The organism is Mycolicibacter icosiumassiliensis (assembly GCF_900078685.2).
GTDB classification, from domain to species: domain Bacteria; phylum Actinomycetota; class Actinomycetes; order Mycobacteriales; family Mycobacteriaceae; genus Mycobacterium; species Mycobacterium icosiumassiliensis.
Genome location: NZ_LT546166.1, coordinates 1,725,304 through 1,748,699, shown reverse-complemented (window position 1 = coordinate 1,748,699; position 23,396 = coordinate 1,725,304). Strand labels below are relative to the sequence as shown.

Below are 23,396 nucleotides of genomic sequence, written 5' to 3'. Positions count from 1 at the left end.
AGTCTGGCAAATCTCCGGCCGATGAGTGGGCCTCGTTCCAGGGTAAGGAACGGCAACGAAGGCCGGTCCGGCTCAGGTTCTCCGAAATTTGCTCTACGTTAGGGAGTCGGCGTCTATCTGCATGACGATCGCCTTGGGTTCGGTGAAGAACTCGCGGCTGAAGTCGCCGCCCTCGCGACCGATGCCTGAATCGCCCACGCCGCCGAAAGGGGCGCGAAGGTCTCGGATGAAGAAGCAGTTCACCCAGACGGTGCCGGCCTTCAACGCGGCCGCGACCCGATGTGCCCGATGGACGTTTTCGGTGAACAGCATGGCGTTGAGTCCGTACGGGGTGTCGTTGGCCAGTCGGATGACCTCTTCCTCGGTCTCGAAGGGCAGGATCACCACGACCGGGCCGAAGATCTCCTCACGACACAGGCGGGCGTCCGCTGCGATATCCACCACCGCGGTGGGTTTCACCACCCAGCCATCGCCGAGGCCGCCTGTCAGTACCTTGCCTTCGCTCGGTATCAAGTCCAGATACGAGCAGACCTTGCGGTAATGCTCTTCAGAGGCCAGGGGGCCGATCTGAGTAGCCGCGTGCTTCGGGTCACCGACGATCATGGCCTCAGCCGCGGCGGCGAAGCGTGACAGAAATTCGTCGTAGACCGCACGCTGCACGAACAACCGGCTGCCGGCGAGGCAGACCTGGCCCGCATTGGTGAAGATGGCCCGAATCGACCACTCGACGGCATTGTCGAGATCGGCGTCGGCGAACACCACGTTCGCGCCCTTCCCACCGAGTTCCAGGCTGACCGGGACGAGGTGCGCGGATGCCGTGCGAGCGATGATCTTGCCCGTGCCGGACTCTCCGGTGAAGGTGATCCGGTCCACCGCCGGGTTCTCGGTCAGCGCCGCGCCGGCCGAGTTCGGGCCGTAGCCGTGCACCACGTTGAGCACGCCCGGTGGCATGCCGGCCTCGAGCGCGAGCCGAGCCAGGATGGTCGCCGAAGTCGGTGTGTCCTCAGCCGGCTTCAGAACCACCGTGTTCCCCCAGGCCAGCGCCGGCGCCACCTTCCAGGTTTCCAGCATCAGCGGGAAGTTCCACGGCGCGATTGCCGCAACGACGCCGGCGGGGTCGAATCGCGTGTAGGCGTGATGGCCGCTGTCCATCGGCAACAACGCGCCGGTCGACATCCGGGCATGGTCGGCGAAGAAGCGGAAATTGGTGGCCGAGCGCGCGACGTCGGTCCCCCGGCTTTGGACGATCGGTTTGCCCATGTCGCGGGTGTCGGCCAGGGCCAGCTCGTCGGCCCGCTCCTCCATGAGGTCCGCGAGTCGATGCAGGATTGCACCACGTTTCGCGAAACCCATGCGGGGCCAGTCCCCTTCGTCAAATGCCCGACGGGCCGCGGCCACCGCCTGGTCTGCCTCGGCCGCGCCGCCCAAAGCGATTCGCGCCCACGGCTTCCGCAGCCATGGGTCGACGCTCTCGAACGTCGCCCCGTCGCGGGAGCCGACCTCCTTGCCATCGATCACATGGCCGTAAAAATCGTTCGAAGTCATGCGTCATCCCGTTTCGAGTCCGCCGGTGGGTTGGGTGTTTGTCGCATCCGGTCCTGTTCATGTCGCTCCGCGATGGTGACGTCGCCGGCCGCGAAGTGTGTCGTCGGCACTTCGCGGACCACCACCCGGATGTTGGCGCGCGGAGCAGCGACCGAACGCTCGACCGCCGCGGTCACCTCATGAATCAAGGCGCGGATCTGCTCGGCGGTACGGCCCTCGGTGAGCGTGACCTCGACCAGCGGCATGGATACGCCTCCCTGCTTGACGATGAACATGTCGACCCGACCAACCCTAGGCGCGACCAGGCCTGTGGCACCGCCGCGTTCCCGGCTGCGGAACACCGCACGGGTGACACCATCCCTACCGGTGTTACTGCGCGACCGAGACGAGCGCGATGGTCCGCAGCGCGGTCACCGTGTGGGTCAGCAGACCCTTGATGACAAGCTTGTGTCTGACGATCTCACCGATGACGGACAGCCCACGCTTTGTGAAGAACCCCGCCGGCCAGAGCCCACCCGCCATCATCTTGAGTTGTGACACATCAAGGATCTGGCCCACGGTGGCAATGACCGTGACGCTCGGCTTGCCCACTATGCCGTTGGCTATCACGGTGCGATCCTGACCGAACGTGATCGTGCAAGCGCTTTCGGTGTCGCTGCTGTAGATCGCTACCGGACGTCTCATTCTGTGGGCGATCTTTGTGCGCGACGGAAAGGCCCCGAAGTTCTGATCGAGCAGTGTCGCCAAGATGCCGGCGACTCCGTTCGCCTCGTCGCCATCGCTCAGTACGACCGGATAGGCATTCGCCTCAATGGATGACATGATCCGCCTCGTTCCGGTCGTCGTCAGACGTCCCAATCCGTCGCAACTTCTCCCCAGGTTGCCAGGAAGCTGTTGAAGGCACCGGCGTTCTCGATGGCCGCGGACATCGGCCCCTTGGCGATCTTGATTTTTCCGCCCATGAGCAGCTTTCCGCCCTCCTCAGCACCGGAGGCCGCGGTACGCCACGTTTCCTGGCTCCCGTTGATGACGAGCCACAGTTCACTCTCGTCGAACTTCGGGGTCGTCCAGGAAACGACTTTGCCCTTGTCCCACTCCAGATGCACGGCACAGTCCGGCCGATCGGTGCACACAAATGCCATCTTGTTGGTGAACGCATCAGGGTCCTTGAACCCCGCCCGCATCGCCTCGTTGCTGTTGACCGCCTGAATCGCCTTGTCGCACCACGCTTGCGAGAAGAACTTCGCATCGGCCATGTCAGACCTCCTTGTTGGTCGGCTGGGAGTACCCCGACGATAGGCCCGGCCGCGTCCTGAGCGGGGCGCCGTTCCCGATTGCGGAACGCCGGTCAGAACTCCTCGTGAGTCGCCGGGTCCTGTCCGGCGATACGCCCGTCAGGCCGGCCCAGGGCGGTGATACGTCCAACCTCCGCATCGGTCAATTCGAAGGAGAACAGATTCAGATTCTCCTGCTGGCGACTGGGCGACGCCGCCTTGGGGAGCGGAACAGCACCTAACCCGACATGCCAGGCCAGTACGACTTGTCCGGGTGAAACACCGTGGCCTGCAGCGATATCAGTGATCACCGGATTGGTGAGCAGATCATTGCCACGTCCGAGCGGGCTCCACGCCTGGGTAAGGATGCCGTGTTCGCGGTGGTAGGCGAGCGCCTCGAGCTGCGGGAAATACGGGTGCATTTCGATCTGGTTCACAGCGGCGGCCACACCGGTCTCATCGACAAGTCGTTGCAGATGTTCGGGCAGAAAGTTGCTCACACCGATGTGACGCACGATGCCACGCTCTTTGGCTTCGATCAACGCCTGCCACGCTTGTACATAGAGACCAAGTCGCGGAAGCGGCCAATGGATCAGGTAGAGGTCGATCCACTCCAGGCCGGTCCGATAAAGGCTCTCATAGATCGTGGTCAGCGCTTCGTCGTAACTGTGGTGGCGTCCCGGCAACTTCGAGGTGACCAGGAGTTCTTCGCGGTCTACACCACAGTGCCGGACCGCGGCGCCGACTGTCCCCTCGTTCTCATAGTTGAAGGCGGAATCCAACAACCGATAGCCGGCGCGGATAGCCGACTGGATCGCATGCCTGCCGTTGACGCCGTTGAGCAGATAGGTGCCCAGGCCGACCGCCGGTAACGAGAGACCACCGGGCCGCTCGATTGTTCGAATGCTCATGCCTGCTCTCCCCTGAAGTCGATCACGTACCGAAGCTACGTCGAGAATTACTGCGGGACAAGAGTGTTGCAGCCGTATACCCTCGCGGTTCTGGACCGCGGAACGATACGGCCGGAGAACGAATTCACCAGGATAGGGTCTGCCGATGACACCACGCATGGCACTGCATCGAACACTGAAAGGCCTACTTTCAGAAGACGGTATCGTCACCAATTACGCGAAGGTGCCTGCGCAGGTCTCCACCGCCGCTGCGGCCGGCACCGCCCGGTTCATGATTTCCGCGGTCCGCCAGAGCTCCAACCCGGCCGATCCATTCGATGTGCTCGATCGCTGGGCGCGGTCTGCGTTCGAGCGGAAGGCACCGGTGTGGACGACTGCGCACAGTATCGCGAGGGTGTGGCCGATCGCGCGGCTGCGGGATTTCAGCCGGCACCCGGAGTCGGGAGGCATCCCGGTGCTGGTGTTGCCCCCGCAGGCCGGCCATGACTCATGCGTCGTCGACTTCGCGCCGGGGCAGAGCCAGATCGAGACCATCCAGTCGGCCGGCATTGGAAGGGTGGCCGCCTTGGATTGGGTTGGCGCAAAACATGAAACGCGAGATTCCACGATCGAGGACTACCTGGCGGTCATCTCCGAAGCCGTGGACCTACTCGGTGGTCGGGTAAACCTGGTGGGCGACTGCCAGGGAGGGTGGCTCGGCGCCATCTATGCGGCGACGCATCCCGAGAAGGTTCACACACTGACCGTTGCCGGTGCACCGATCGACACGAAACGCGGCGAGCCGCAACTGCAACAGTGGCTGGCACTGTTCAACGCAGACCTCGGCCTGCCCGCCCACCGGATGTTGGTCGCTTTGCACGGTGGAATCTGGCCCGGCCAGTACCAATTGGCCGGGTTCAAGTCCATGGAGCCGGCCGGTCAGTTCGAGCGACTGGCCCAGCTGCTCGGCAATGCCCATGACGATGCAGCCCTGACGCACTACGCGAAGTTCGCCGACTGGTTCGAGCACACACAGGACATCAGCGGCGCGTTCTACCTGTGGATCGTCGAGCATCTGTTCGTCCGCAACGAGCTGGCAAACGGAACACTGCGGGTAGCAGGAGAAAAGGTCGATCTCGGCCGTATCGACTGCCCGGTCTATCTGATCGCCGGCGACCGCGATCACATCACGCCGGCCGAACAGGTCTGGGCACTGGAAGACCACGTGTCGACCAACGCCGAGAACATCACCCGTCGGTTGGTCTCTGCCGGCCATTTGGGCTTGTTCATGGGTCGTCACGCGCTCCAGGAGCACTGGGCGGTGGTGTTCGAGGATATCGCGCGTCGGTCGTGACCGACGGCGCCGGGCCACGCCTGCAGCAACACCGGAATTCAGATGACTCCCGCGGCTGCCTCGGCGATCTGTCGGTCTTGAGCGGCGCTCCCGCCCGACACACCGACGGCTCCGACGAGTTCCGCATCGGCCAGAATCGGGACACCGCCACCGAATACGATCAGCCGTTCCGTCTTGACGATGCCGTGCAGCAGTGCCGGGTCGTCCTTGATCAACTCGAACCACTCATGGGTCGGCAGTCCGAAAGCCGCGACAGTGTAGGCCTTGTCCTGAGCGATCTGGCCGGACAACAGCGGAGCGCCGTCCATGCGCCCGTATACGACGAGATTTCCGGCACGATCGACGACGGCGATGGCGACGGGCACCTGCAATGCCCCCGCCTCCTTGACGCCGGCATCCAGAATTCGGCCCGCGGCGGCGAAGCCGATGGTCCGCGCTTCGATCAAATCAGCCATCTGGCCTAACCTTTCATGGCGGTTCACCGAACGCGTATTTGTCGGCGTAGGCGCCCGGGTTCCATTGCGTCGCGGATGGCGGACCTTCGGTTCCGCCGAATACCGTTACCGGCCTGGCCTGAACGATCGACACCGGATCACCCGGGCGGCGGGTCCGGTCGATCACCCACTCGACGTCCACCGGATGGCCGTAATGTTGCTCTATCGCGCAGACCGCGTCCGCCACGGCACCGATCTGTTCTTCGTCGAGGATGGGTGCGTTGCGAAAGCGCTCGGGCATCTCGGCTTCGACGATCTCGCCCCTCGCGTAGTCGAAGGTTGACATCAGGCTCTTGTCCGCGACGTCGTGGGACAGCACTCGACGGTCTTCCTTGCAGATCTCGATGTGATCGGGACTCACGACGCCCTGCACGACGGCCTCCCCCCACCCCCAGGTTCCTTCGATGACCATTCGTTCTCGATTGCCGGTCACCGGGTGGATGGAGAATGCCACACCGGAGACCCGGGCATGGACGAGCTCGAGCACACCAACGGCCATCGCCACGGGGTGGTGCGGAATCCCCCGCTCCTGCCGGTAGCGAAGCGCGCGCGCCGAGAAAAGGCTCGCCCAGCAACGGTTTATCGCCGCAAGCACTCGGGCCTCACCGGTCATGCCGAGGTAGGTGTCGAAGACGCCGGCGCAGCTGGCCTCGGCGGCGTCCTCGCCCGTCGCCGAACTGCGGACCGCGACCGGTTGATTGATATCGCCGCAGCGGTAACTCAGTTCGGCGTACGCGTCGGCAATGGCCGACGTGAGCGTCTCGGCCACCGGAGTCTCTTCGAACGTAGTCCTGATCGCATCGGCCACCTCTGAGAGCCGAGCCCGATCAGCCGGGCCGGTCAGCGTCGACAAATGCCGTTCGACGACGGCATCCACGCCAGACCCGATGTAGTGCTGACGAAAGGCGTCAACGGTGACCGTGAAACCGCGTGGCACCCGGAATCCGAGCCGCGACAGTTCGCTGAGCCGGCCCATCTTCGCACCTGCGACGACATTCGCCGTTGGGGGATCCAGGTCTTCGAGCCACGCGATGAAGTCGGTCACGTCGGCGCCTCAACCCGTTGTCGAACCATCTCGAATCCAGCTCACTCAGGTGTACACATAATCGCCGGGCCCGTCTCCGAGTACTTCGTACACCTCCGAGCCCAATCGGGGTGGATCGATCATCGGACCGCCGTGCTCACCGGCCCACACCGCCCAATCCTCCCACCACGAGCCGGCAGTCGTGCTGGTATTCGCATACCACGCGTCCGGTGTGGCAGCGGCGTCCTCAGCGGTCAGGTACCACGCCTTGGAACTGGGCGGGTTGACAACGCCCGCGATGTGCCCGCCGTTGGAAAGCACGAAGCGCACCCGGCCGGAGACGTATTGGGTGGTGGCATACGACGACCGCCAGGGCACGATGTGATCGGTGATCGCGGCGACGATATACATCGGTTGCTTGACATCGGCGAGCTCGAGACGATGACCCGCCAGTTTCAGGTCACCGGAAACCAACCGGTTCTCGACGTAGCACGAGCGCAGGTAGAACGAATGCATGGCAGCCGGCATGCGAGTGCAGTCGGCATTCCACGCGAGCAGGTCGAACGCAGGAGGTGACTCCCCCATCAACCAATTGGACACCGTGTACTTGAAGATCAGGTCATTGGCACGCAACATGTCGAAAGTAGCTGCCATTTCCCAACCCTCGAGATAACCCCTGCGGGCCATCTTCTTCTCCAACTTGGCAACCGCAGCATCGTCGGTGAAGTTGCCCAGGATACCCGGCTCGGCGAAATCGACCATCGTGTTCAGCAACGTGATGGTTCCGATCCGGCTGTCCCCGGCCTTCGCCAAGTGTGCCGCCGTCATCATGGTCATGGCACCGCCGAGGCAGAGCCCGACGACATGCGCGGTGTCGGAACCGGTGATCTCGCACACCACATCCAGTGCCGTGCGCAGCCCGCCGATCAGGTAGTCATCCAGACCGGAGTTCGCCATCTCCTTATCGGGGTTGCGATAGCTGATCGCAAACACACTATGCCCGTGCCGGACTGCCCACTCGATGAAGCTACGGTCCGGTGCCAGATCCATGATGTAGTACTTGTTGATCCACGGCGGGCTGCACAGGATCGGGATCTGATGCACCTCATCGGTTTGCGGCAGATACTGCAGAAGCTCGATGAGATCGTTGCGATAGACGACTTTGCTGGGGGTCGCGGCCATGTTGCGACCGACCTCGAACGAGGTCCGGTCCACCTGTCGCGGGCGGCCACGGTTGTGCAGCACGTCGTCGGCGAAGTTGCGGAGGCCGGAAACAATACTGCGGCCACCGGACTCGAACATGCGCTTGAGCGCCGCCGGGTTGGTGGGGAGAAAGTTCGTCGGCGCCGCAGCGTCCGCGAGGAAGCCGAGCGCCATGTCGGCCTTGCCCGCCACCACCGGGTCGAGCTTTGCCGCGCCGGCCAGCGCGAAGGCGTACTGCCGCAGTATGAGGTGAAGCTGTCTGATGGTGTAGTAGGCGGCGTTGTCCTCCCAAGCCGGATCGGCGAACCGCCGGTCCTTCGGGTCGACCGGCATCGGTCCCGGCGTCGATACGCCCAGTGCACGATTCACCGCGGCCAGTCCCGCTCGCAGGAGTTGGATTCCGGCGCGGACGGTCGCCTCGGTCCCCTCGACCGGGTTGCGCGCCACACCGAGGGCGGCTGCGGCGAGTGCGCGCCCGAACAACGCCGGGTCCGGGTCGATGACGAGTCCGACCTCGAACGCGCGCGTCCTGGCGGTATCGATCCCGTCTGCCGTGCTCATTGCAGTTCCGCCTCCCAATCACGGTCCTGCAGGGTGTCGCGGATATCCATCAGGAACCGCGCAGCGGTGACCCCGTCGAAAGCGCGGTGGTCGTAGGAGAATCCCAGGATGCACATGTGGTGGATGGCGATCCCGTCGCCGACGACAGTCGGTCGCCGGGACACCCCTTCGGTGGACATGATGGCCACATTGGGCTGATTGATGATCGGTGCAGACGCGAAGCTGCCGAGGGGCCCGGGATTGGTGAGCGTGAAGGTCGAGCCGGACAGGTCGTCGGCGGTGAGGGTCTGTGCTTTTGCCGCATCACCCATGGCTTTGATCGCCCTGGCGAGCCCGCGCAGGTTCAGTGCGTCCGCGCCCTTGATCACCGGTGCCATCAGGCCTTGCTCGTTGAGGTCCACCGCGATCGCGAGGTTGACGTAGCGGTGCAACGTCATGGTCTTGCTCGCCGTATCGATCGAGGCGTTGACGGCGGGATGGGCACGTAAGGCGTCACATGCGGCGCGGGCGATAAACGCCAGGTAGGTCAGCGACACCCCCTCTTCCTTGCGGAACTGTTCCTTGTACCGCCGTCGGAGATCTTCAATGCGCTGCAGGTCGACCTCGACGGAGGTCCACACGTGCGGTGACGTCTGCCGTGACTCCAGCATGCGCTGTGCGGTGATCAGCCTGATCCGTGAGAGTGGTACGACCTCCTCACGGTCGCCGGCCTGCGGCGCCGGGGCTGCTGCGGTTGGCGGGCTGACGGGTGAAGCCGGTGGCGCCAACGCGGCGGGCGCAGCCGGCGCCACCGGAGCAGGGGTGGCGGCGATCGCAGCCAGGACGTCTTCGCGTGTGATCCGACCGCCTGCGCCTGACCCGGTGACCGCGGCCAGGTCGAGGTTGTGCTCGGCGACCAGGCGGCGCACGACCGGGGACAGCAACCGCCCGTTGCCGTTGCCCCGGCCCGTGACCACCGGTGCGTCGATGACCTCGCTCGGCGCGGGAGCAGGTTCTGCGGCCGGCACTGGTGCAGCGCCCGTCGCGGACCCGGCCAATGGCCCGATCCGCGCGAGCACCGTGCCTACCGGCACGGTCTGCCCCTCTGCGACGAGCACTTCCATAAGGAAACCGTCGAAGGCACTCGGTACTTCGGAATCGACCTTGTCGGTCGCGACCTCGAACAGCGGATCATCGAACGCGATCTGATCGCCGACCGATTTCAGCCACCGGGACAGGGTTCCTTCGGTGATGCTCTCACCGAGCTTCGGCATGGTCACCTCGTGCACGTCGTCTGCCATGATCGCTCCGTTTCAGCCGTGCAGTGCTCGCCCGGTGAGGGCGAGCATTGTTTCGCCTACCGCTTCCGACAGGCTGGGGTGCGGATGGATGAATGCGCCCACCTCTTCGGGCAGGGCCTGCCAGTTGACCGCCAGGTAGCCCTCGGCGATCAGTTCGCTCGCCCACGGTCCGACGATGTGCACACCCAGGATGGGCCCGTCACGTTGGGCGACGACCTTCACCATCCCGTCGGTGTCGCCGATGATCATGGCCCGGCCGTTGCCGGCGAACTTGTGCTTGTGCACCACGATGTCGTAGCCGGCCGCCTTGGCCGCGTCCTCGGTGTAACCGGCCCACGCGATTTCGGGATGGGTGTAGACGATCCACGGGACCCGTGCGTAGTCGACCGGATCCGGCTGCTCTCCCAGGATGGCCTTGATCGCGACGATGGCTTCGGCGTACGCGACGTGCGCCAAGCCGGGGGTGTCGACGACGTCGCCGACGGCGTAGACACCGGGCCGGGTGGTGGCCATCGTCGTCTTGTCGACCTCGATGAACCCCTTGTCCGACACCTGGATTCCGGCTTCGGTCAATCCCATGTCCGCACTGACGGGACGCCGCCCGGTCGCCACCAGAACCTGGTCAACTTCGATCTTCTCCGAGGCACCGTTCGCCTCGAATCCGAGAACTATTCCGCCGTCCGACATTTCCGGAGGATTGACCTTGGCTCCGGCGTGGATCGTGGTGCCGCGCTTGACAAGCGCCCTACGCAGGACATCGGCGAGCTCGGGATCGGGGCCGACCGGCAGGACGCCGCCGGGCATCGCCTCCAGCAGGGTGGTGTGCACCCCCACGTCGGTGAACACCGAGGCGAATTCCGAGCCGATCACACCGCCGCCGACGACCGCGACCCGCTCCGGCAGACTTGCGCTGCGAGTGCTGTGATCGGAGCTGACGATCAGCTCGCCCTCGAACTCGAACCCGGGAAGGGTCCGCGGCACCGAGCCGGTTGCGATGACCACCGCGCCGCCGCGCAGCACCGTACCGTTGACGGAGACCGCGCCGGTCTCGGTGAGGCCCGGGAGTCCACCGACGAGCCGATCCACGATGCCGTTGGTTCGTTGGGAGACCTTCGCCCAGTCCACCGTGAAGGTGCTCGCGCCGTCGGCGATGACTCCGAAATCCGCGGCATGATCGGCGGTCCGGTACACCTCGGCGGTCTGCAGTAGTGCCTTCGCCGGTATGCAGCCCCGATTCAGGCAGGTTCCGCCGACGGCGCCGTCCTCGACGAGCGCGACGGTCAGGCCCGCTGAGGCGCCGTAGAGTGCCGCGGCGTAACCGCCTGGGCCGCCGCCGATCACCACGACGTCGTAATCTTGCTCGCTGCTCATGTTTTCGCCACCTTCCGCAGCGTTTCGATGACCTCCGTCGTCTGTGGCACCACGGCATCCTCCAGCGGTGGGCTGGTCGGGGTCGGGGTGTTCTTCGCCGCGATCCGCACGACCGGGTGGTCCAGCGACCAGAAGCACTCCTCGGTGATGACGGATCCGATCTCCGCGCCGTACCCCAGCCGGCGCGCGGCCTCGTGCAGCACGACAGCCCGCGCGGTCTTGCGCACCGAAGCGGCGATCGTCTCCACATCGAGCGGCACCAGACTGCGCAGGTCGACCACCTCGACGGAGATCCCCTCCTTCTCCAGCTCGGCGGCGGCCTCCAGCCCCTGATGAACGCCGACCGAATAGGTCACCAGGGTGACGTCGGTGCCCTCCCGAACCACCCGCGCCGCGCCGATCGGCACCGGATCCAGCGACAGCGGCGCCTTGACGCGCCGATAGAGGTACTTGCTTTCCAAGTACAGCACCGGATTGTTGTCCCGGATCGCGCTGATCAGCAGGCCCGCCGCATCGGACACGGTCGCCGGCGCCACGATCTTCAATCCCGGGACGTGCGCGAAGTAGGACTCCACACTCTGGGAATGCGTCGGCCCCGCGCGCAGCCGAGCTCCGAATGGACACCGGAATGTGATCGGCATCGGGTCGCCGGTGCGGAAGTGGTGTCGCGCCACGACATTGATGATCTGGTCGAAAGCGCAGGAGATGAAGTCAGCGAACTGGAACTCCACGACCGGACGAAGGCCCATCAGTGCTGCGCCCGCCGCCAGCCCGGTGAACCCGGACTCCGCGATCGGGGTGTCGACGACGCGGCGCTCACCGAAGCGCTCCAGGAAGCCCTTGGTGACTTTGAAGGCGCCGCCGAATTGTCCGACGTCCTCGCCGATGAGGAATACGTTGTCGTCGGCTTCCATCTCGGCGGCCAGCGCGTGGCTGACCGCGTCGAGATAGCTGACTTCACCAGTGCTGGTAGCGGTCTCAGTCGGCATAGACGCGCCCCTCCAAATCGATCGGCTCGGGCATCGGGTCGGCCATCGACTGCTTGCGGGCGTCGATCGCGATCTGTCGCACTTCCTCGGCGATCTTGGCGATGTCGTCGGTGTCGGCGAAGCCCAGTTCCCGCAACCGGCCGCCGAATTCCTCCACCGGGTCCCGTTTCGCCCACTCGGCCAGCAGCTCCCTGGGCACGTAATCGGCCGGGTCGTGCTCGGCATGACCGTGCATGCGCATGGTGACGGCTTCGATGAGGGACGGGCCCTGCCCGGATCTGGCCCGTGCGACCGCCCGCGACGTCGCCTCGTATACGGCGACCACATCGATTCCGTCGATTCGCTCCCCCGGCATACCGTAAGCAATGGCTTTGGTTGCCAAGTCCTCGGAGTTCGAGGTCAGCCGCAGCGGCGTCGAGTAGGAGAACTGGTTGTTCTCCACGACGAAGACGCAGGGCAGCCGCAGAACCGCGGCGATGTTGAGTGCCTCGTGGAAGTCGCCGCGTCCCGTCGAGCCGTCGCCGCAGTACGCGAGTGCCACCCCGTCGCTGCCGCGGTATTTGAAAGCGAACGCGGCACCGGTGGCGACCGGATAGTTGTCGGGAATATGGCTCGGCGGGTTGTAGATGTTCAGGTCCAGCCGCCCGTAATGCAGTGTGCCGTCGCGACCGCCGGTCGGCGAGGTGGCCTTGCCCATAAAGCTCGCCATCACTTCGCGCGGCTGGACCCCCCGCCACAGGTGGGCACCGAGATCACGGTGCAGCGGGGCAAGAAAATCGCTGGGCCGCAACGCCGCCGCCGTTCCGACCGCGATCGCCTCGTGCCAATGCCCGGTATACAGCGAGCCGAGCAACTCGCCCTGCCGGTACATGCTGACCATCCGGTCCTCCACAGCGCGATGCAGCGCCATGGTGCGATACATCGAAAGATACAGATCGCGTTCCGGAGCCGGCTTGGCCGCAGAACGCCGACGGGTGCCCCCGCCCGCCTTGCTCGTCCGGCCTGTGACCGTCATGTTCACCTGCCCTTTCCCTGCTTCACCCATCTCAGGTCCTCGTCAGCCGGCGAGGAAATCGTCTAGCAGCCGGTTGAATTCGGTACTCCGCTCGATCTGCGTCCAGTGCCCGCATTCACCGAAGACGTGCAGCTGGGAGCGTTCGATGAGCTGCAACAGTCGGCCTGAAGTGCGCAACGGGATCACCCGGTCGTCGCGGCCGTGAACGATCAGCGTTTCATGCGGCAGCCCCGCGATCTGCTCATCGGAGGTGACCATCGCGTCGACGTGCCGCTGCCGGGGGGCCGGGAACATCGCGCTGAAGGACTCCTGGAACCCCGGCTCGATGCTGGCCCGGTACCGCACTTCCGCGAGCTCATCGGTGACCAGCTTCCGTGAATACGCGAACACGTCGAGCAGACCGCGCATGTTCTCCAACGACGGCTGGTATCCCCACACCGCGTCGAGTGCGTCGGTGATGGGAAATGGCACGCCGACGCTGCCCATCAGGACCAGTCGCTGCACCCGGGCGGGGTGTTGCGCGGCGACCCGCAAGGCGATCGCCCCACCGAAGCTGTTGCCGACCAGTGAGGCCTGCGGAATGGACAGCGCATCGAGGAATCCCACTACCTGGTCCGCCCAGGTCTGCACGCCGAAGTCGATGCCATCCGGCCGTTCGGTGTAGCCGAAGCCGACCATGTCCGGTGCGAGGACGCGGTAACGCTTCGCCAGGTCGGGGATGGTCAGTCGCCAGTTCGCGTACGCCGTCACCCCGGGCCCCGAGCCATGGATCAGCACCACCGGGTCGCCGGTACCCGACTCCAGATAGTTGGTGCGGATGCCGGCGGCGACGACCGACTCGCCGATCTCCGGCCGCGCGTTCATCGGCGGGTGCCGCATCGATCGGCGTGGACCAGCATGTTGATGACCAGGTCGTCGAGCACGGTGCGCTCGGCGGGTTTCTCGGCTCGGGCCTGTAGATCGTGGCCGATCTCCACCCGCCCGGTGTGGCCGGGTGCGTCGGCATGCACGAACAGCCGGAAATTATAGGCCTGCCAACCGAGTTCGAAAGCCAGGATTCCGGTGCCGCATTCGTCGCGCAGTGCGATGGGCTCGATGTTGGGGTCCAGCATTGCGTTGGCCTCGGCGATCATGTGCTCCGCGTAGGCCCGCAACTCGAACCACTCGTTCACGGCGACGGCGATCGAGCAGCTGCCGCTCGGCTCGAACCGCAACACGGTCGGCTCTGTTTGCGAGCCGGCGGTCGCCTCGCGTACCCGCAACATGAACGGGGTGAAGACGACATCGCGCTGGCTGGTGACAGTCATCGGATTTCCTTCGCGCTTCTTCGCGGCGGCGGTCAAGTGGTTTTCATCAGCGGGCTGCGCAGTCCGCCGGTGGCCTTGTCCGACGAGTCGAAGAAGTCCTCCCGGTAGATGTCGCGCGGGAACAGGCGTTTTTTCATCAGCGTCTTGATCGCGGCCTCCACCATCGGCGGCGGTCCGCACACGTAGGCCACGTGACCACGGCAGGTGTCGAAATCGCCTGCCACGACATCGGTGACCATCCCGTGTGCGATGCCGTCCACTTGCTCATCGGACAGGCAGGGCCGGTAGCTGAACTGCTCGGGGAACTGCGCGGCGAGGCCATCGAAGAATTCCACGTCGTAGAGGTCTGCCTGCGTTCGGGCGCCCTGGTACAGGTGCAGCCGATGCGGCAATCCGGTTGTCAGCACGTGGGCAATCATCGACTTCAGCGGGGCCAGCCCGGTTCCCCCGCCGATCAGGATCGCCGGCTGGCTGCGCTGCTCCCGCAGGAAGAACCGCCCGTAGGGACCGGTCAGCTGCACCGAGTCGCCGACGGCGAGATCCTTGAATACCCAGCCTTCGGTGGCCAGTCCGCCCGGGGTGTTGCGGATCTGCAGCTCGACGCGATCGGCCCGGCCGGGTGGGTTGGCCATTGACCAGCTTCGGTTCACTCCCTTGCCGGGGACGGAGATCTGCAAGTATTGACCTGGATTGAAACGCATCTCACCGTCGAGGTCGATGAGCACCCGGCGGATGTTGCGCGCACAGTCTTCGATTCCTGCCACCGTCCCGCAGTAGTCGTGGATCGGGTGGAACTCCACTCCCTCTTCGACATCCACTTCGGCTTCGACGGTCACGTCGGATTTCGGTGTCGCGACGCAGACCAGCGCCTTGCCTTCGTTGCGCTCGAAATCCATCAGGGCGAACGAGGATGCGTCGTTGTGCTCCACGTCGCCGTCGAGCACCTGCACTTTGCACGTCGCACACGTGCCATGGGTGCAGGCGTGCGGCAACCAGACACCCTGGCGCAGGCAGGCGTCGAGGATGTTCTGGTCATCGCGGCACTGGACCTGGCGGTCGAGCGGCTCGACGGTGATGGTGTAGGTCTCGGCCATGGTGGTTGTGCTCCTGCTGTCGCGTCGGTCAGTTGGGAGGCGAGCGGTCAGGTGAATACCGTGGTGAAGGTGTCGTTGACCTCGCGGGAGATGTAGAAGATCCCCTTGCCGGCCTGATCGGCGGTCCAGGTGATCGTCGGGAAGTCCGCCCCGGTGATGTAGCCGCCGGAGAACACTTCGTTGCGGTTGCCCGACGGGTCGAAGAAATAGATGGTCTTTCCCCGGGTGATGCCGTGCCGTGTCGGCCCGACATCCACCGACACATCGTCCATCGCGAAAAGGTCACCGGCGCGCAGGACTTCGTTCCAGTCCTCGAGCCAGTAGGCCCAGTGGTGCAGCTTGCCGTTCTCCCCCTTGATCACCGCAAGGTCGTGCGCCTTCTGGCCACAGAACAACCAGGTCCCGATCACTTCCGGGTCCGCTGGGTCGGTGATCAGCCGCTCCGAGGTGTGGAAGTCCAGGCACTCCTGGAAAAAGCGCTCGACGAGTGCGGGGTCCTCCGCCGCGATCAGTGCATGGTCGAGGCGATGCACCGCCGCACCCGGGGCGCGACGGGACCAAGGGTCGGGGTTGAGCGTGCCGGTGTCGGTGCCGAGAAACTCCATGTCGGTGTAGAACTCGACGACGTGCTCTGAGGGTAGGACCACCCGCAGGCCGGCGCCGACGGCGAGGTTTTCGCCCTTGCTCATCCGCTCGCTTGATGCGCCGAATCGGCTGATTCGATTCTCGAAGTCGGCCAGGTCATCTTCGGTGTGCACCTTGAAGCCCAGCTTGACCAGGCCGACGCCGCCCTCTTCGAGTACCACGGAGTGGTGATCGAACTCGTCCCAGGCCTTCAGGTAGACCTTCCCGTCTTCCTGCGCGATGACCGTCTGGCCAAGAGTGTTGCTGTAGTGGCTGATCGCCTCGTCCAGGTCGGTGACTCGTGCATGCACGTAGCCGATCCGATTGACGCTCATCTATGCCTCCTTCGTCGAGAATTGTTCGGGGCCTTGTACATCGGCAGTGCTGCGGTGGTCGTCGACGCCGGCGATCCTTTGTTGCGCGGCCGCGAGCAACAGCGGGACGTTCAGCTTCAACCGATGGCCCGGTCGCAGCCGCACGACGACTTCGTCGGTAGCCGGCTGGGCCCGGCATGTCAGCACCACTCCCTCGGCCCGCTCCTGTTCGCTCAGTACGCTCTCGGCGATGTTCTTGCCGTAGCGCACCTCGCCGGACACCAGGTCCGCCTTGCAGATCCCGCAACCGCCCCGACGGCAACCGAACCGGTAGCTGAAGCCGTCGCGGACAGTCGCCTGGAGAATCGACTCACCTTCGTGAACCGCCAACTCGACCTCGCCGGGCAGCAGTCGCAGGATCGCCATCACCGCACCAGGAAATAGATCAGGCCCTTGTGCGGGATGCCGAGGCCCGCGATGGTGTCATCCGGCTTCGGGTCGAAGGCTTCCTCGTCTCGACGCCATCCGGTTGCGTTATCCGATCGGTAGTCGGGGTCCGCGGACGCCCACGGGTCGATCATCTGACTCTTGAAATCCGACCAGGTCATGGCTTTGGGCACCCGGAAGCACGCTGCCGAGCAGAACAGCATGTTGCCATCCCAGAGCACGTGCACCAGTTGGTCGTCGCCGTAGACCTCTTGACGGTCCTTTGCGGGGAAGTCATAGGTCCCAAGGCTTTTTACCGTCATGACCTCGCCCCCAACGGAGCGTGCCACTCCGCCCAGCGAGCGGCATCCGGGGAAGTCGTGTATTCGCCACCATCGCGAGTCGGATCGATCCCGTACCACTTCAGCACGTCCGGCAGTGTCGGCCCGCCGCAGTTGCCCTGGTAGATCTGGTGCACGGGCAGCCATGCCTGCACGTACTTCTCCTGCTCCCGGTCGAAGATCCACTTGCAGCCATCCGAGCAGAAGTTGTACCGCTCGCCCCGGTAGACGCTGTGCCGCTGGCAGATCGTCGCAGGATCGCCCACTTCACTGAAGCCCATGGGGATCTGACAGACCTGGCACAGCTGGGGCAGGACCGGGTTGAAGAAGCGGTTGCCCGCGGTCTGCATCGCTGCGGCCTTCTGGTACAGCGGCCGGTAGTACCGGTCGAAGGTGTCGGGGTACTGCTCGGACATCCAGTCCATCTCAGGCCCGGGTGGAACCGTCGTGGTGAAGGACGCCGCATGGGAGAACTGGTAGAGAATCCAGTGGACCTGGTGGCTGAGGTACTCCTTTTCCGCGATGGCCTGCTCAACGTGGCGCGGCGGGCGGATACCGTAGTACTCCAGATCGGGGAACAGGCCGTCCAGCATCTGCTGCTCGAGGTAGAGCTCGAACGCCTCCTTCCAGCTCATCACCTTCTTCGGCAGGAAGTAGTCCTGCATGCATGCCACCAGCCCGAGCAACCGGTAACCGCGCCAGAACCACTTGTCGATCCAGTCCTGCATGATCGGCACGTTCTGTTCGTCTTGCTCGAGGATGAACTTGATCACTTCCAGACCCAGCGTCATATGCCGGCTCTCGTCGCTCTGCGCGGAGAACCCGAAACTCATGGTCGACAAGTCGCCGTTGAAGCTGGCTCCGCTCATGAACGGCACGAACAGCAGGTTGGTCAGGAAGTACTCGAAGCTGAACGAGATGGCGGTCATGAATTCGAAAGGACCAGCCGAGAGGCCATCGTCGAAGAACGATTTCGGCACGCTGAGGTACCAAACCCGGTCGAACATCTTCTGTGGCGAGTGGAATCCGTCGTAGTACTTGTTGTACATCGAGATCGCGTGTGTCTGCGTTTGCGCGTGCCGCAACTCGTCGATCGACTGGCACAGCGCCGCAAACCGGGGACCGGGACCGTTCAGATGCCGGCCGAGGTAGCCGAAGTGACGATGGGCGGCATATTCCAGTGGCGATACGCCCTGCAGAAAGAGCCGAAGGGCGTTGAGGTAGCGCGCGTCGCTCAGCTGCAGATGTCCCTGGCCCTGAGCGAAGCTCTCGAGTACCGCGTAGAGCCGTTTGTCCTTCTCGGCCTGGTATTTCGTGTAGGCATCGACGGTCAACCGGAAGGGGTCCTCCCAGGCATCCCAGTCGTGGATCTTGATGCCCTCGAACCTGGTGTGCGGGTAGAGGTCTTCTTCCGCCACGTAGCTCGGTTTCCAGTCCAGATCGCGGGTGAGCAGCTGGTAGCGCTCCCGCATCGAAGCTTTCGCCACGATTCCTCCTTAGCTCTCAGTGCTCCCACTTGATAATGATTTCGTCTTCGTCCCATTCGGCGATGTTGCCGACCAGGGAGATGACGACCAACTGGAATTCGTTCGTCTCCCAGTCCCGACCGAGCAGTTCCTCGACCGTGCTGCGTTGAATGCTCAGGCGCCCAGGCACCGAGACCTTGACCATCCCGGGCAGCCTTCGAATGGTCACCTCAGGGTTGTCGCGTTCAATCGCCTCGACGATCGAACGGGCCTCGTCGATGTCCTGCAGGTCCACGCCGACATTGCGGACGCGCATTCCTGATTTTTCGGTCATCTCTTACTTCCACTCGGGGTGTCGACGGGGATACCAAGCTGATCAAGCTCTTTCGCCAACTCGGCGGCCAGACGATCGGCAGCCGAGACCATCGAGGTGGAGCCATAGCCCTGCTGGATACCTTCAGCGAGGCTGTTGACGGCGGCTCGGGACTGCGGGTACCAGCGGTCGACGATGGCTCTGAGCGCCGTGCGGTTGGCGTCACCGTGCTCGGGGTCGCTGACCCACGCCTTCAGCAACGCCGTCAACCATTTGCGATGGTCGGTGTACCACTTGTTGAAATGCTGGGCGAGCAGGCTGTACGCCATCGCACCGCGGAACAGTGCGCGTTCGTCGCAATGCCGGAACAGCAGGGGGTGCAGCTGCGCATCGGTCAGCTCCATGGCGAGCAGCCCGGTGACCCAGTCCTGTTCGACCAACGCCTGTTCGACGAGTTCACGCAGGCCCTGCAGCTCAGGACGCTCAAGCCAGGCCTGCTTGGCCTCAGCGAGTTTGTCGCCCGCGCCACCACCGATCGCCAGCCCGACCATGCTCAGCAGCTGCGCATTGCCGATACGATCCATCGCCGCAAACGTGGCGGCCTGCGAGAGCGTTGCGCCCCAGGAGAATCGGCTGGCATTGATGGAGACCAGTTCTCCACCGGACTCGTAGTGGCGTAACGGCACGAGTGCGTACACCATCATCGCATGCCAGTTCTCGGGCAGGCTGTCGAACAGGTTGCGCTGCTCGATGTACTGCAGATCCTTGGCAAAGCCCTCGTAGAGACCTGCGCGGGCCGCGACATAGGTCGCGTAGTAGTACTGCCTCGGGTCGACGTAGGAGTACGGGTCGCTGAGCTTCAGCGCGGTGTAATCCGGATCGTAGATCTCGTGGGTAGGAGCCCACAGGGGTCGATAATGAAAGTTCTCGGTCGGCTGAAGTTCGTAGGTTCCTTCCTGATACCGGCTTGCCGGCTTGTCGCCGAACCGATTGATCAAACTCTGGTACGTGTTGCGGATCGGTTCAACCGTCTGGGTCCGCAGCTCGTATCCCATTGTTTCTCCTCTCTAACGCCAGACCGGCCGGTCAGGCGTAAGCCTCGACGGTGCCGAGGCCATCGAACTCGGCAGTGACGGAATGGCCGGCGCACAGCGGGATTGGTGCCGTGAGCCCACCGGAAAAGATCAGCGACCCAGCCGGCAGCACTTCGTGTCGCTCCGCGAGTTGGTTGACCAGCCAGGCGACCGAGGCGGCCGGATGGCCCATGACGGCTGCGCCCGCGGCAGTGGCGACCACTTCGCCGTCGGCGCGAAGCACGCAGCCCACCAGGCGTAGATCGGTCAGTTCGGTGGGCGGCAAGGCCCGCGGCCCCAACAAGAACCGGCCGGCGCTGCAGTTGTCGGCCACGACATCAGGCAGGGTGAATCGATAGTCCCGGTACCGCGAGTCGAGCACGTCGAGGGCCGCGAACACCGATTTCGTGGCCGCGAGAACGTCGGTGACCGTGACGCGACCCGACAGCTCTTCGCCCAGCAGGAAGGCGATCTCCGGCTCGACCCGTGGCTGAATCAGCGAGGTGAGATCCAACGGCTCGCCGAACGGAGCGAGCATCGTGCGGGTGACCTTGCCGTACAACGGCTCCGATACGCCCATCGCTTGCTGCTTGGCGCGACTGGTCAGTCCGAGCTTCGCACCGACCACCACATCGCCCGCGTCGACCTTGGCGGCGACGAATAGCCGCTGCGCCTCGTAGGCGGATTCGAGGTCGAAGTCCGGTTGCGTATCGCTGAACGGGTTGATCGCCTTGCATTCGCGTTCGGCCACTATCAACTCGTCCACGATCTGGCGCGGGCCGATCATGGTTGCACCTCAGATCCGTTGGAGAAGCGCACGGTAACTGCGCCCAAGTGGGCGAATTCCGCTCGGAAGACATCCCCGGGGGTAACCGCCACCATCCGATGAACCGCGCCGGGCAACACCACATCACCGGCGCGTAGACCCGTGCCGAAATCGGCGAGCTTGTTCGCCAGCCAGGCCACGCAGCGGGCCGGGTTTCCCAGCGCCGCCGCCCCGGCGCCGGTATCGATGACCGAACCGTTGCGGCTCAACGCCATCCCGACCACGCGCAGGTCGAGCTCGGTGACCTTGCGCAGCCGACCACCCAGGACAAGCTTGCCCGACGACGCATTGTCGGCGACCGTGTCAACCAGCTTGATCCGCCAGTCCGTGATACGGCTGTCGACGATCTCGATCGCGGGCAGGACTCCGGCGATCGCGGTCAGCGCGTTCGCCGTCGTGACACCAGGCCCGACAAGGTCGGTGTCGAGCACGAATGCCATCTCCGCCTCGACCCGCGGCTGCACCATGTCGTAGAGCGGCACTTCGTCACCGTCCTCGACGAACATGTCGTCGAGCAGAACACCGAAGTCGGGCTCGCTTACCCCGAGCAACTCCTGCATGGTGCGGGCCGTCAGCCCCACCTTGCGCCCTCGAACATGTGCTCCGGCAGCGACCCGCCGATCGATATTGCGCAACTGAATGGCGTAGGCGTCATCGATGTCGAGCTGAGGATGGGCTGCCGTCAACGGCTCCACCGGCACACCTGACCGGTCGGCCTGCCAAAGCTGGTCTGCCAGCTCTGCGATCAGCGCGGTCTCGGTCATGCCCACTACAGTGCGCCCGCTCACGGCCGGCACGAAGAACTGTTCCTCTTGGCGGAACCGAAGCCCTCGATGACCACCCCTGGCGGATATTTCGGATGGTGCGGTTGTGTACGGACAGCCGGCCTGGCGACGAAAAGGAGCAGTTACGTGACACACCTACTCTGCGCAGTCTCGGGCTCGGACCACTGGACGCTCGCGGATGGCACCAAGCACCCGACCGGCTTCTGGCCCGAGGAGCTAGCGGTCCCACACCAGATGTTCACCCAGGCCGGCTTCGACATCACGATCGCGACCCCTGGAGCTGTGCGACCAGTTGCGGACGAGGCAGGGTTTACGCCCGAGATGAACGGCGGCTCGAGTGAGCCGGGCAAAAGGTTTCGTGCCTATCTGGCGGGTATCGCCGATCAGCTCGCAGCGCCAGTCGACCTTGACGCGGTTACGGCCGCCGATTACGAGATGGTTTTCATCCCCGGCGGCCACGGGCCAATGGAGGATCTCGCGGTGTCTGACCGGTTCGGCGCCCTACTCGGTGAGTTCGCCGCACAGGACAAGCCGGTTGGGGCCGTGTGCCACGGCACCGCCGCATTGCTGGCTGCCCGCAGCGCGGATGGGACATGGTTGTTCCGTGGTCGTAAGGTGACCGGCTTCAGCAACGTCGAGGAGGCGCAGATCGGGTTCGCCCACAAAGCCTTCTGGCTACTCGAAGACCGCCTCACTGCTGATGGCGGGGCCTACGAGCAGAGCAGCACTGCGTGGTCCCCGCACGTCACCATCGACGGCAATCTCTACACCGGTCAGAATCCGGCGTCTGCACGGCCGTTGGCGAAGGCTCTGGTGGCCGAGTTCGCGACACCAACTCGCGGCTGAGGGCCGTACGTGCAGGATTGTTGCTGGGTGATCGCCAATCAGACCGCTTCGACCCAGGACTCGATGATCGTCCGGGCGATCGAGATCGACCCGGGCAACAGCAGTTTCGCGTCGGCGTTGCCGCCGTCCCAGGCTCCGGCCGCCAGCGCGGCCCGCACCTCCTCGCGGGTGAACCACGCGGCCTCGGTGATCTCGCCGTCATTGAAGACGAACCCCTCGCCCGGGTCGGCGACGGCATGGAAGCCGACCATCAGCGACCTCGGGAACGGCCAGGGCTGGCTGCCCAGGTAGCTGACGTCGCGCACGGACAGCCCGACCTCTTCGTGGACCTCGCGGACCACGCAGGCCTCGAACGACTCGCCGGCCTCGACGAATCCGGCCAGCAGCGAGAACATCCGGACCGGCCAATTGTGCTGGCGGGCCAGCACCACCCGGTCGGCGCCGTCGTGCACCAAGCAGATCACTGCCGGGTCGATGCGCGGGAACTCTTCGACGCCGCTGATCGGGTTGGCCCGTGCCCAGCCGCTGCGCACCGGCTTGGTCGGCGTGCCATCGACGGACGAAAACCTGGCATTGTCATGCCAATTCAGCAACGCGATGGCCGAAGACACCAATTGAGCGCTGACGTCATCGAAGATATCGCCGGTGGCACGGATATCCAGCACCGAGACGTCGGCGCCGGTCGGGGCCTGCAGCGCGCCCCGGACCGCCCAGACGTGCCGACCGTCCTCGACACGGCCCAGGAACACCGCATCCGGTGGCGGCGTGTCGCCCAGTTCGCTGGCCGCGTGCAGCACCACCCGGCCGCCGGCGACCAGTACCTGGTTGCGGGGATCGACGCGCAGTAGCGCGGCAGACGACCAGCCGGCGACGGCCGCGTCCGTGTCGGTGCGCAGCTGGTCTGCTCGATCAGCCCCGACCCGCGACAGCAGGGGCACATGGCGAAGCTGGAAGCTACCCATCTTTCCTCCCGTGCCGACC

At 64.7% G+C, this 23,396-nt stretch carries 26 protein-coding genes; 2 read left to right on the top strand and 24 right to left on the bottom strand.

The genetic code is table 11. The annotated features are described in order from the left end of the window. Nucleotides 1-93 precede the first annotated feature (93 nt). From BN4346_RS32225 to BN4346_RS32205, 5 genes are all read right to left on the bottom strand, one after another. Nucleotides 94-1,545, bottom strand: coding sequence for an aldehyde dehydrogenase (locus BN4346_RS32225; RefSeq protein ID WP_067970848.1), 1,452 nt, complete (start codon nt 1,543-1,545; stop codon nt 94-96). Beyond that, nucleotides 1,542-1,790: a 2-hydroxymuconate tautomerase gene (locus BN4346_RS32220; RefSeq protein ID WP_067971142.1), complete on the bottom strand. Its 249-nt coding sequence runs from the start codon at nt 1,788-1,790 to the stop codon at nt 1,542-1,544. Before BN4346_RS32220 ends, BN4346_RS32225 begins: the two co-directional genes overlap by 4 nt. Before the next feature lie 124 nt (nt 1,791-1,914). Further along, nucleotides 1,915-2,367, bottom strand: a complete 453-nt coding sequence (locus BN4346_RS32215) for a hypothetical protein (protein ID WP_067970846.1) — start codon at nt 2,365-2,367, stop codon at nt 1,915-1,917. A 23-nt stretch (nt 2,368-2,390) separates the two neighbouring features. Next, entirely contained in the window at nt 2,391-2,801 is a 411-nt protein-coding gene (locus BN4346_RS32210) for an SCP2 sterol-binding domain-containing protein (protein ID WP_067970844.1), read from the bottom strand. A 92-nt stretch (nt 2,802-2,893) separates the two neighbouring features. Continuing rightward, on the bottom strand, nt 2,894-3,730 hold the full coding sequence (locus tag BN4346_RS32205) for an aldo/keto reductase (RefSeq protein ID WP_067970842.1): 837 nt from the start codon (nt 3,728-3,730) through the stop codon (nt 2,894-2,896). 145 nt (nt 3,731-3,875) lie between these two features. On the opposite strand from BN4346_RS32205, the gene BN4346_RS32200 reads away from it, so the two are divergent. After that, nucleotides 3,876-5,063, top strand: a complete 1,188-nt coding sequence (locus BN4346_RS32200; RefSeq protein ID WP_235653598.1) for an alpha/beta fold hydrolase — start codon at nt 3,876-3,878, stop codon at nt 5,061-5,063. Nucleotides 5,064-5,101: 38 nt separating this feature from the next. On the opposite strand, the gene BN4346_RS32195 is transcribed toward BN4346_RS32200, so the two are convergent. The 18 genes from BN4346_RS32195 to BN4346_RS32110 form a co-directional block, all read right to left on the bottom strand. Continuing rightward, nucleotides 5,102-5,518 carry a GlcG/HbpS family heme-binding protein gene (locus BN4346_RS32195; protein WP_067970839.1) on the bottom strand — a complete coding sequence of 139 codons (417 nt, stop codon included), beginning with the start codon at nt 5,516-5,518 and terminating at the stop codon, nt 5,102-5,104. Between the two features lie 13 nt (nt 5,519-5,531). Further along, nucleotides 5,532-6,533, bottom strand: coding sequence for a PEP/pyruvate-binding domain-containing protein (locus BN4346_RS32190; protein WP_235653729.1), 1,002 nt, complete (start codon nt 6,531-6,533; stop codon nt 5,532-5,534). A 114-nt stretch (nt 6,534-6,647) separates the two neighbouring features. After that, nucleotides 6,648-8,345, bottom strand: coding sequence for a PHA/PHB synthase family protein (locus BN4346_RS32185; protein WP_067970835.1), 1,698 nt, complete (start codon nt 8,343-8,345; stop codon nt 6,648-6,650). Then, entirely contained in the window at nt 8,342-9,625 is a 1,284-nt protein-coding gene (locus BN4346_RS32180) for a dihydrolipoamide acetyltransferase family protein (protein ID WP_067970833.1), read from the bottom strand. The genes BN4346_RS32185 and BN4346_RS32180 overlap by 4 nt, the downstream gene beginning before the upstream one ends. 12 nt (nt 9,626-9,637) lie before the next feature. Continuing rightward, nucleotides 9,638-10,996, bottom strand: a complete 1,359-nt coding sequence (lpdA, locus tag BN4346_RS32175) for a dihydrolipoyl dehydrogenase (protein ID WP_067970831.1) — start codon at nt 10,994-10,996, stop codon at nt 9,638-9,640. Beyond that, complete coding sequence (locus BN4346_RS32170; RefSeq protein WP_067970829.1) at nt 10,993-11,985, bottom strand: alpha-ketoacid dehydrogenase subunit beta; 993 nt, start codon at nt 11,983-11,985, stop codon at nt 10,993-10,995. Before BN4346_RS32170 ends, lpdA begins: the two co-directional genes overlap by 4 nt. Continuing rightward, the gene (locus BN4346_RS32165) at nt 11,975-13,030 is read right to left on the bottom strand and encodes a thiamine pyrophosphate-dependent dehydrogenase E1 component subunit alpha (protein WP_235653597.1); all 1,056 of its coding nucleotides are present in this window, start codon (nt 13,028-13,030) and stop codon (nt 11,975-11,977) included. The genes BN4346_RS32170 and BN4346_RS32165 overlap by 11 nt, the downstream gene beginning before the upstream one ends. Nucleotides 13,031-13,042: 12 nt before the next feature. After that, nucleotides 13,043-13,864: an alpha/beta fold hydrolase gene (locus BN4346_RS32160; protein WP_067971140.1), complete on the bottom strand. Its 822-nt coding sequence runs from the start codon at nt 13,862-13,864 to the stop codon at nt 13,043-13,045. Next, nucleotides 13,861-14,307, bottom strand: a complete 447-nt coding sequence (locus BN4346_RS32155; RefSeq protein WP_154677572.1) for a hypothetical protein — start codon at nt 14,305-14,307, stop codon at nt 13,861-13,863. The genes BN4346_RS32160 and BN4346_RS32155 overlap by 4 nt, the downstream gene beginning before the upstream one ends. Before the next feature lie 32 nt (nt 14,308-14,339). Then, entirely contained in the window at nt 14,340-15,401 is a 1,062-nt protein-coding gene (locus BN4346_RS32150; RefSeq protein WP_067970823.1) for an NADH:ubiquinone reductase (Na(+)-transporting) subunit F, read from the bottom strand. 47 nt (nt 15,402-15,448) lie between these two features. Beyond that, entirely contained in the window at nt 15,449-16,360 is a 912-nt protein-coding gene (locus BN4346_RS32145; protein ID WP_067970821.1) for a catechol 2,3-dioxygenase, read from the bottom strand. Beyond that, nucleotides 16,361-16,765: a 2Fe-2S iron-sulfur cluster-binding protein gene (locus BN4346_RS32140; protein WP_078058549.1), complete on the bottom strand. Its 405-nt coding sequence runs from the start codon at nt 16,763-16,765 to the stop codon at nt 16,361-16,363. It lies immediately after the preceding gene. After that, entirely contained in the window at nt 16,765-17,088 is a 324-nt protein-coding gene (locus tag BN4346_RS32135) for a phenol hydroxylase subunit P4 (protein ID WP_067970819.1), read from the bottom strand. The genes BN4346_RS32140 and BN4346_RS32135 overlap by 1 nt, the downstream gene beginning before the upstream one ends. Next, nucleotides 17,085-18,593: a YHS domain-containing protein gene (locus BN4346_RS32130; protein ID WP_235653596.1), complete on the bottom strand. Its 1,509-nt coding sequence runs from the start codon at nt 18,591-18,593 to the stop codon at nt 17,085-17,087. Before BN4346_RS32130 ends, BN4346_RS32135 begins: the two co-directional genes overlap by 4 nt. A gap of 16 nt (nt 18,594-18,609) precedes the next feature. Next, entirely contained in the window at nt 18,610-18,906 is a 297-nt protein-coding gene (locus tag BN4346_RS32125; RefSeq protein ID WP_067970817.1) for an MmoB/DmpM family protein, read from the bottom strand. After that, entirely contained in the window at nt 18,903-19,940 is a 1,038-nt protein-coding gene (locus tag BN4346_RS32120; protein WP_067970815.1) for a ferritin family protein, read from the bottom strand. The genes BN4346_RS32125 and BN4346_RS32120 overlap by 4 nt, the downstream gene beginning before the upstream one ends. 31 nt (nt 19,941-19,971) lie before the next feature. Beyond that, nucleotides 19,972-20,745 carry a 2-keto-4-pentenoate hydratase gene (locus tag BN4346_RS32115; protein WP_067970813.1) on the bottom strand — a complete coding sequence of 258 codons (774 nt, stop codon included), beginning with the start codon at nt 20,743-20,745 and terminating at the stop codon, nt 19,972-19,974. Continuing rightward, a complete protein-coding gene (locus BN4346_RS32110; protein WP_067970810.1) occupies nt 20,742-21,548 on the bottom strand; it encodes a 2-keto-4-pentenoate hydratase in 807 nt (268 codons plus the stop codon). The genes BN4346_RS32115 and BN4346_RS32110 overlap by 4 nt, the downstream gene beginning before the upstream one ends. A gap of 147 nt (nt 21,549-21,695) precedes the next feature. Here BN4346_RS32110 and BN4346_RS32105 point away from each other — a divergent pair, with 147 nt between their 5' ends. Continuing rightward, the gene (locus tag BN4346_RS32105) at nt 21,696-22,415 is read left to right on the top strand and encodes a type 1 glutamine amidotransferase domain-containing protein (RefSeq protein WP_067970809.1); all 720 of its coding nucleotides are present in this window, start codon (nt 21,696-21,698) and stop codon (nt 22,413-22,415) included. A 38-nt stretch (nt 22,416-22,453) separates the two neighbouring features. Here BN4346_RS32105 and nudC read toward each other — a convergent pair whose 3' ends face one another. Beyond that, nucleotides 22,454-23,377: an NAD(+) diphosphatase gene (nudC, locus tag BN4346_RS32100; protein WP_067970807.1), complete on the bottom strand. Its 924-nt coding sequence runs from the start codon at nt 23,375-23,377 to the stop codon at nt 22,454-22,456. Nucleotides 23,378-23,396: the final 19 nt, after the last annotated feature.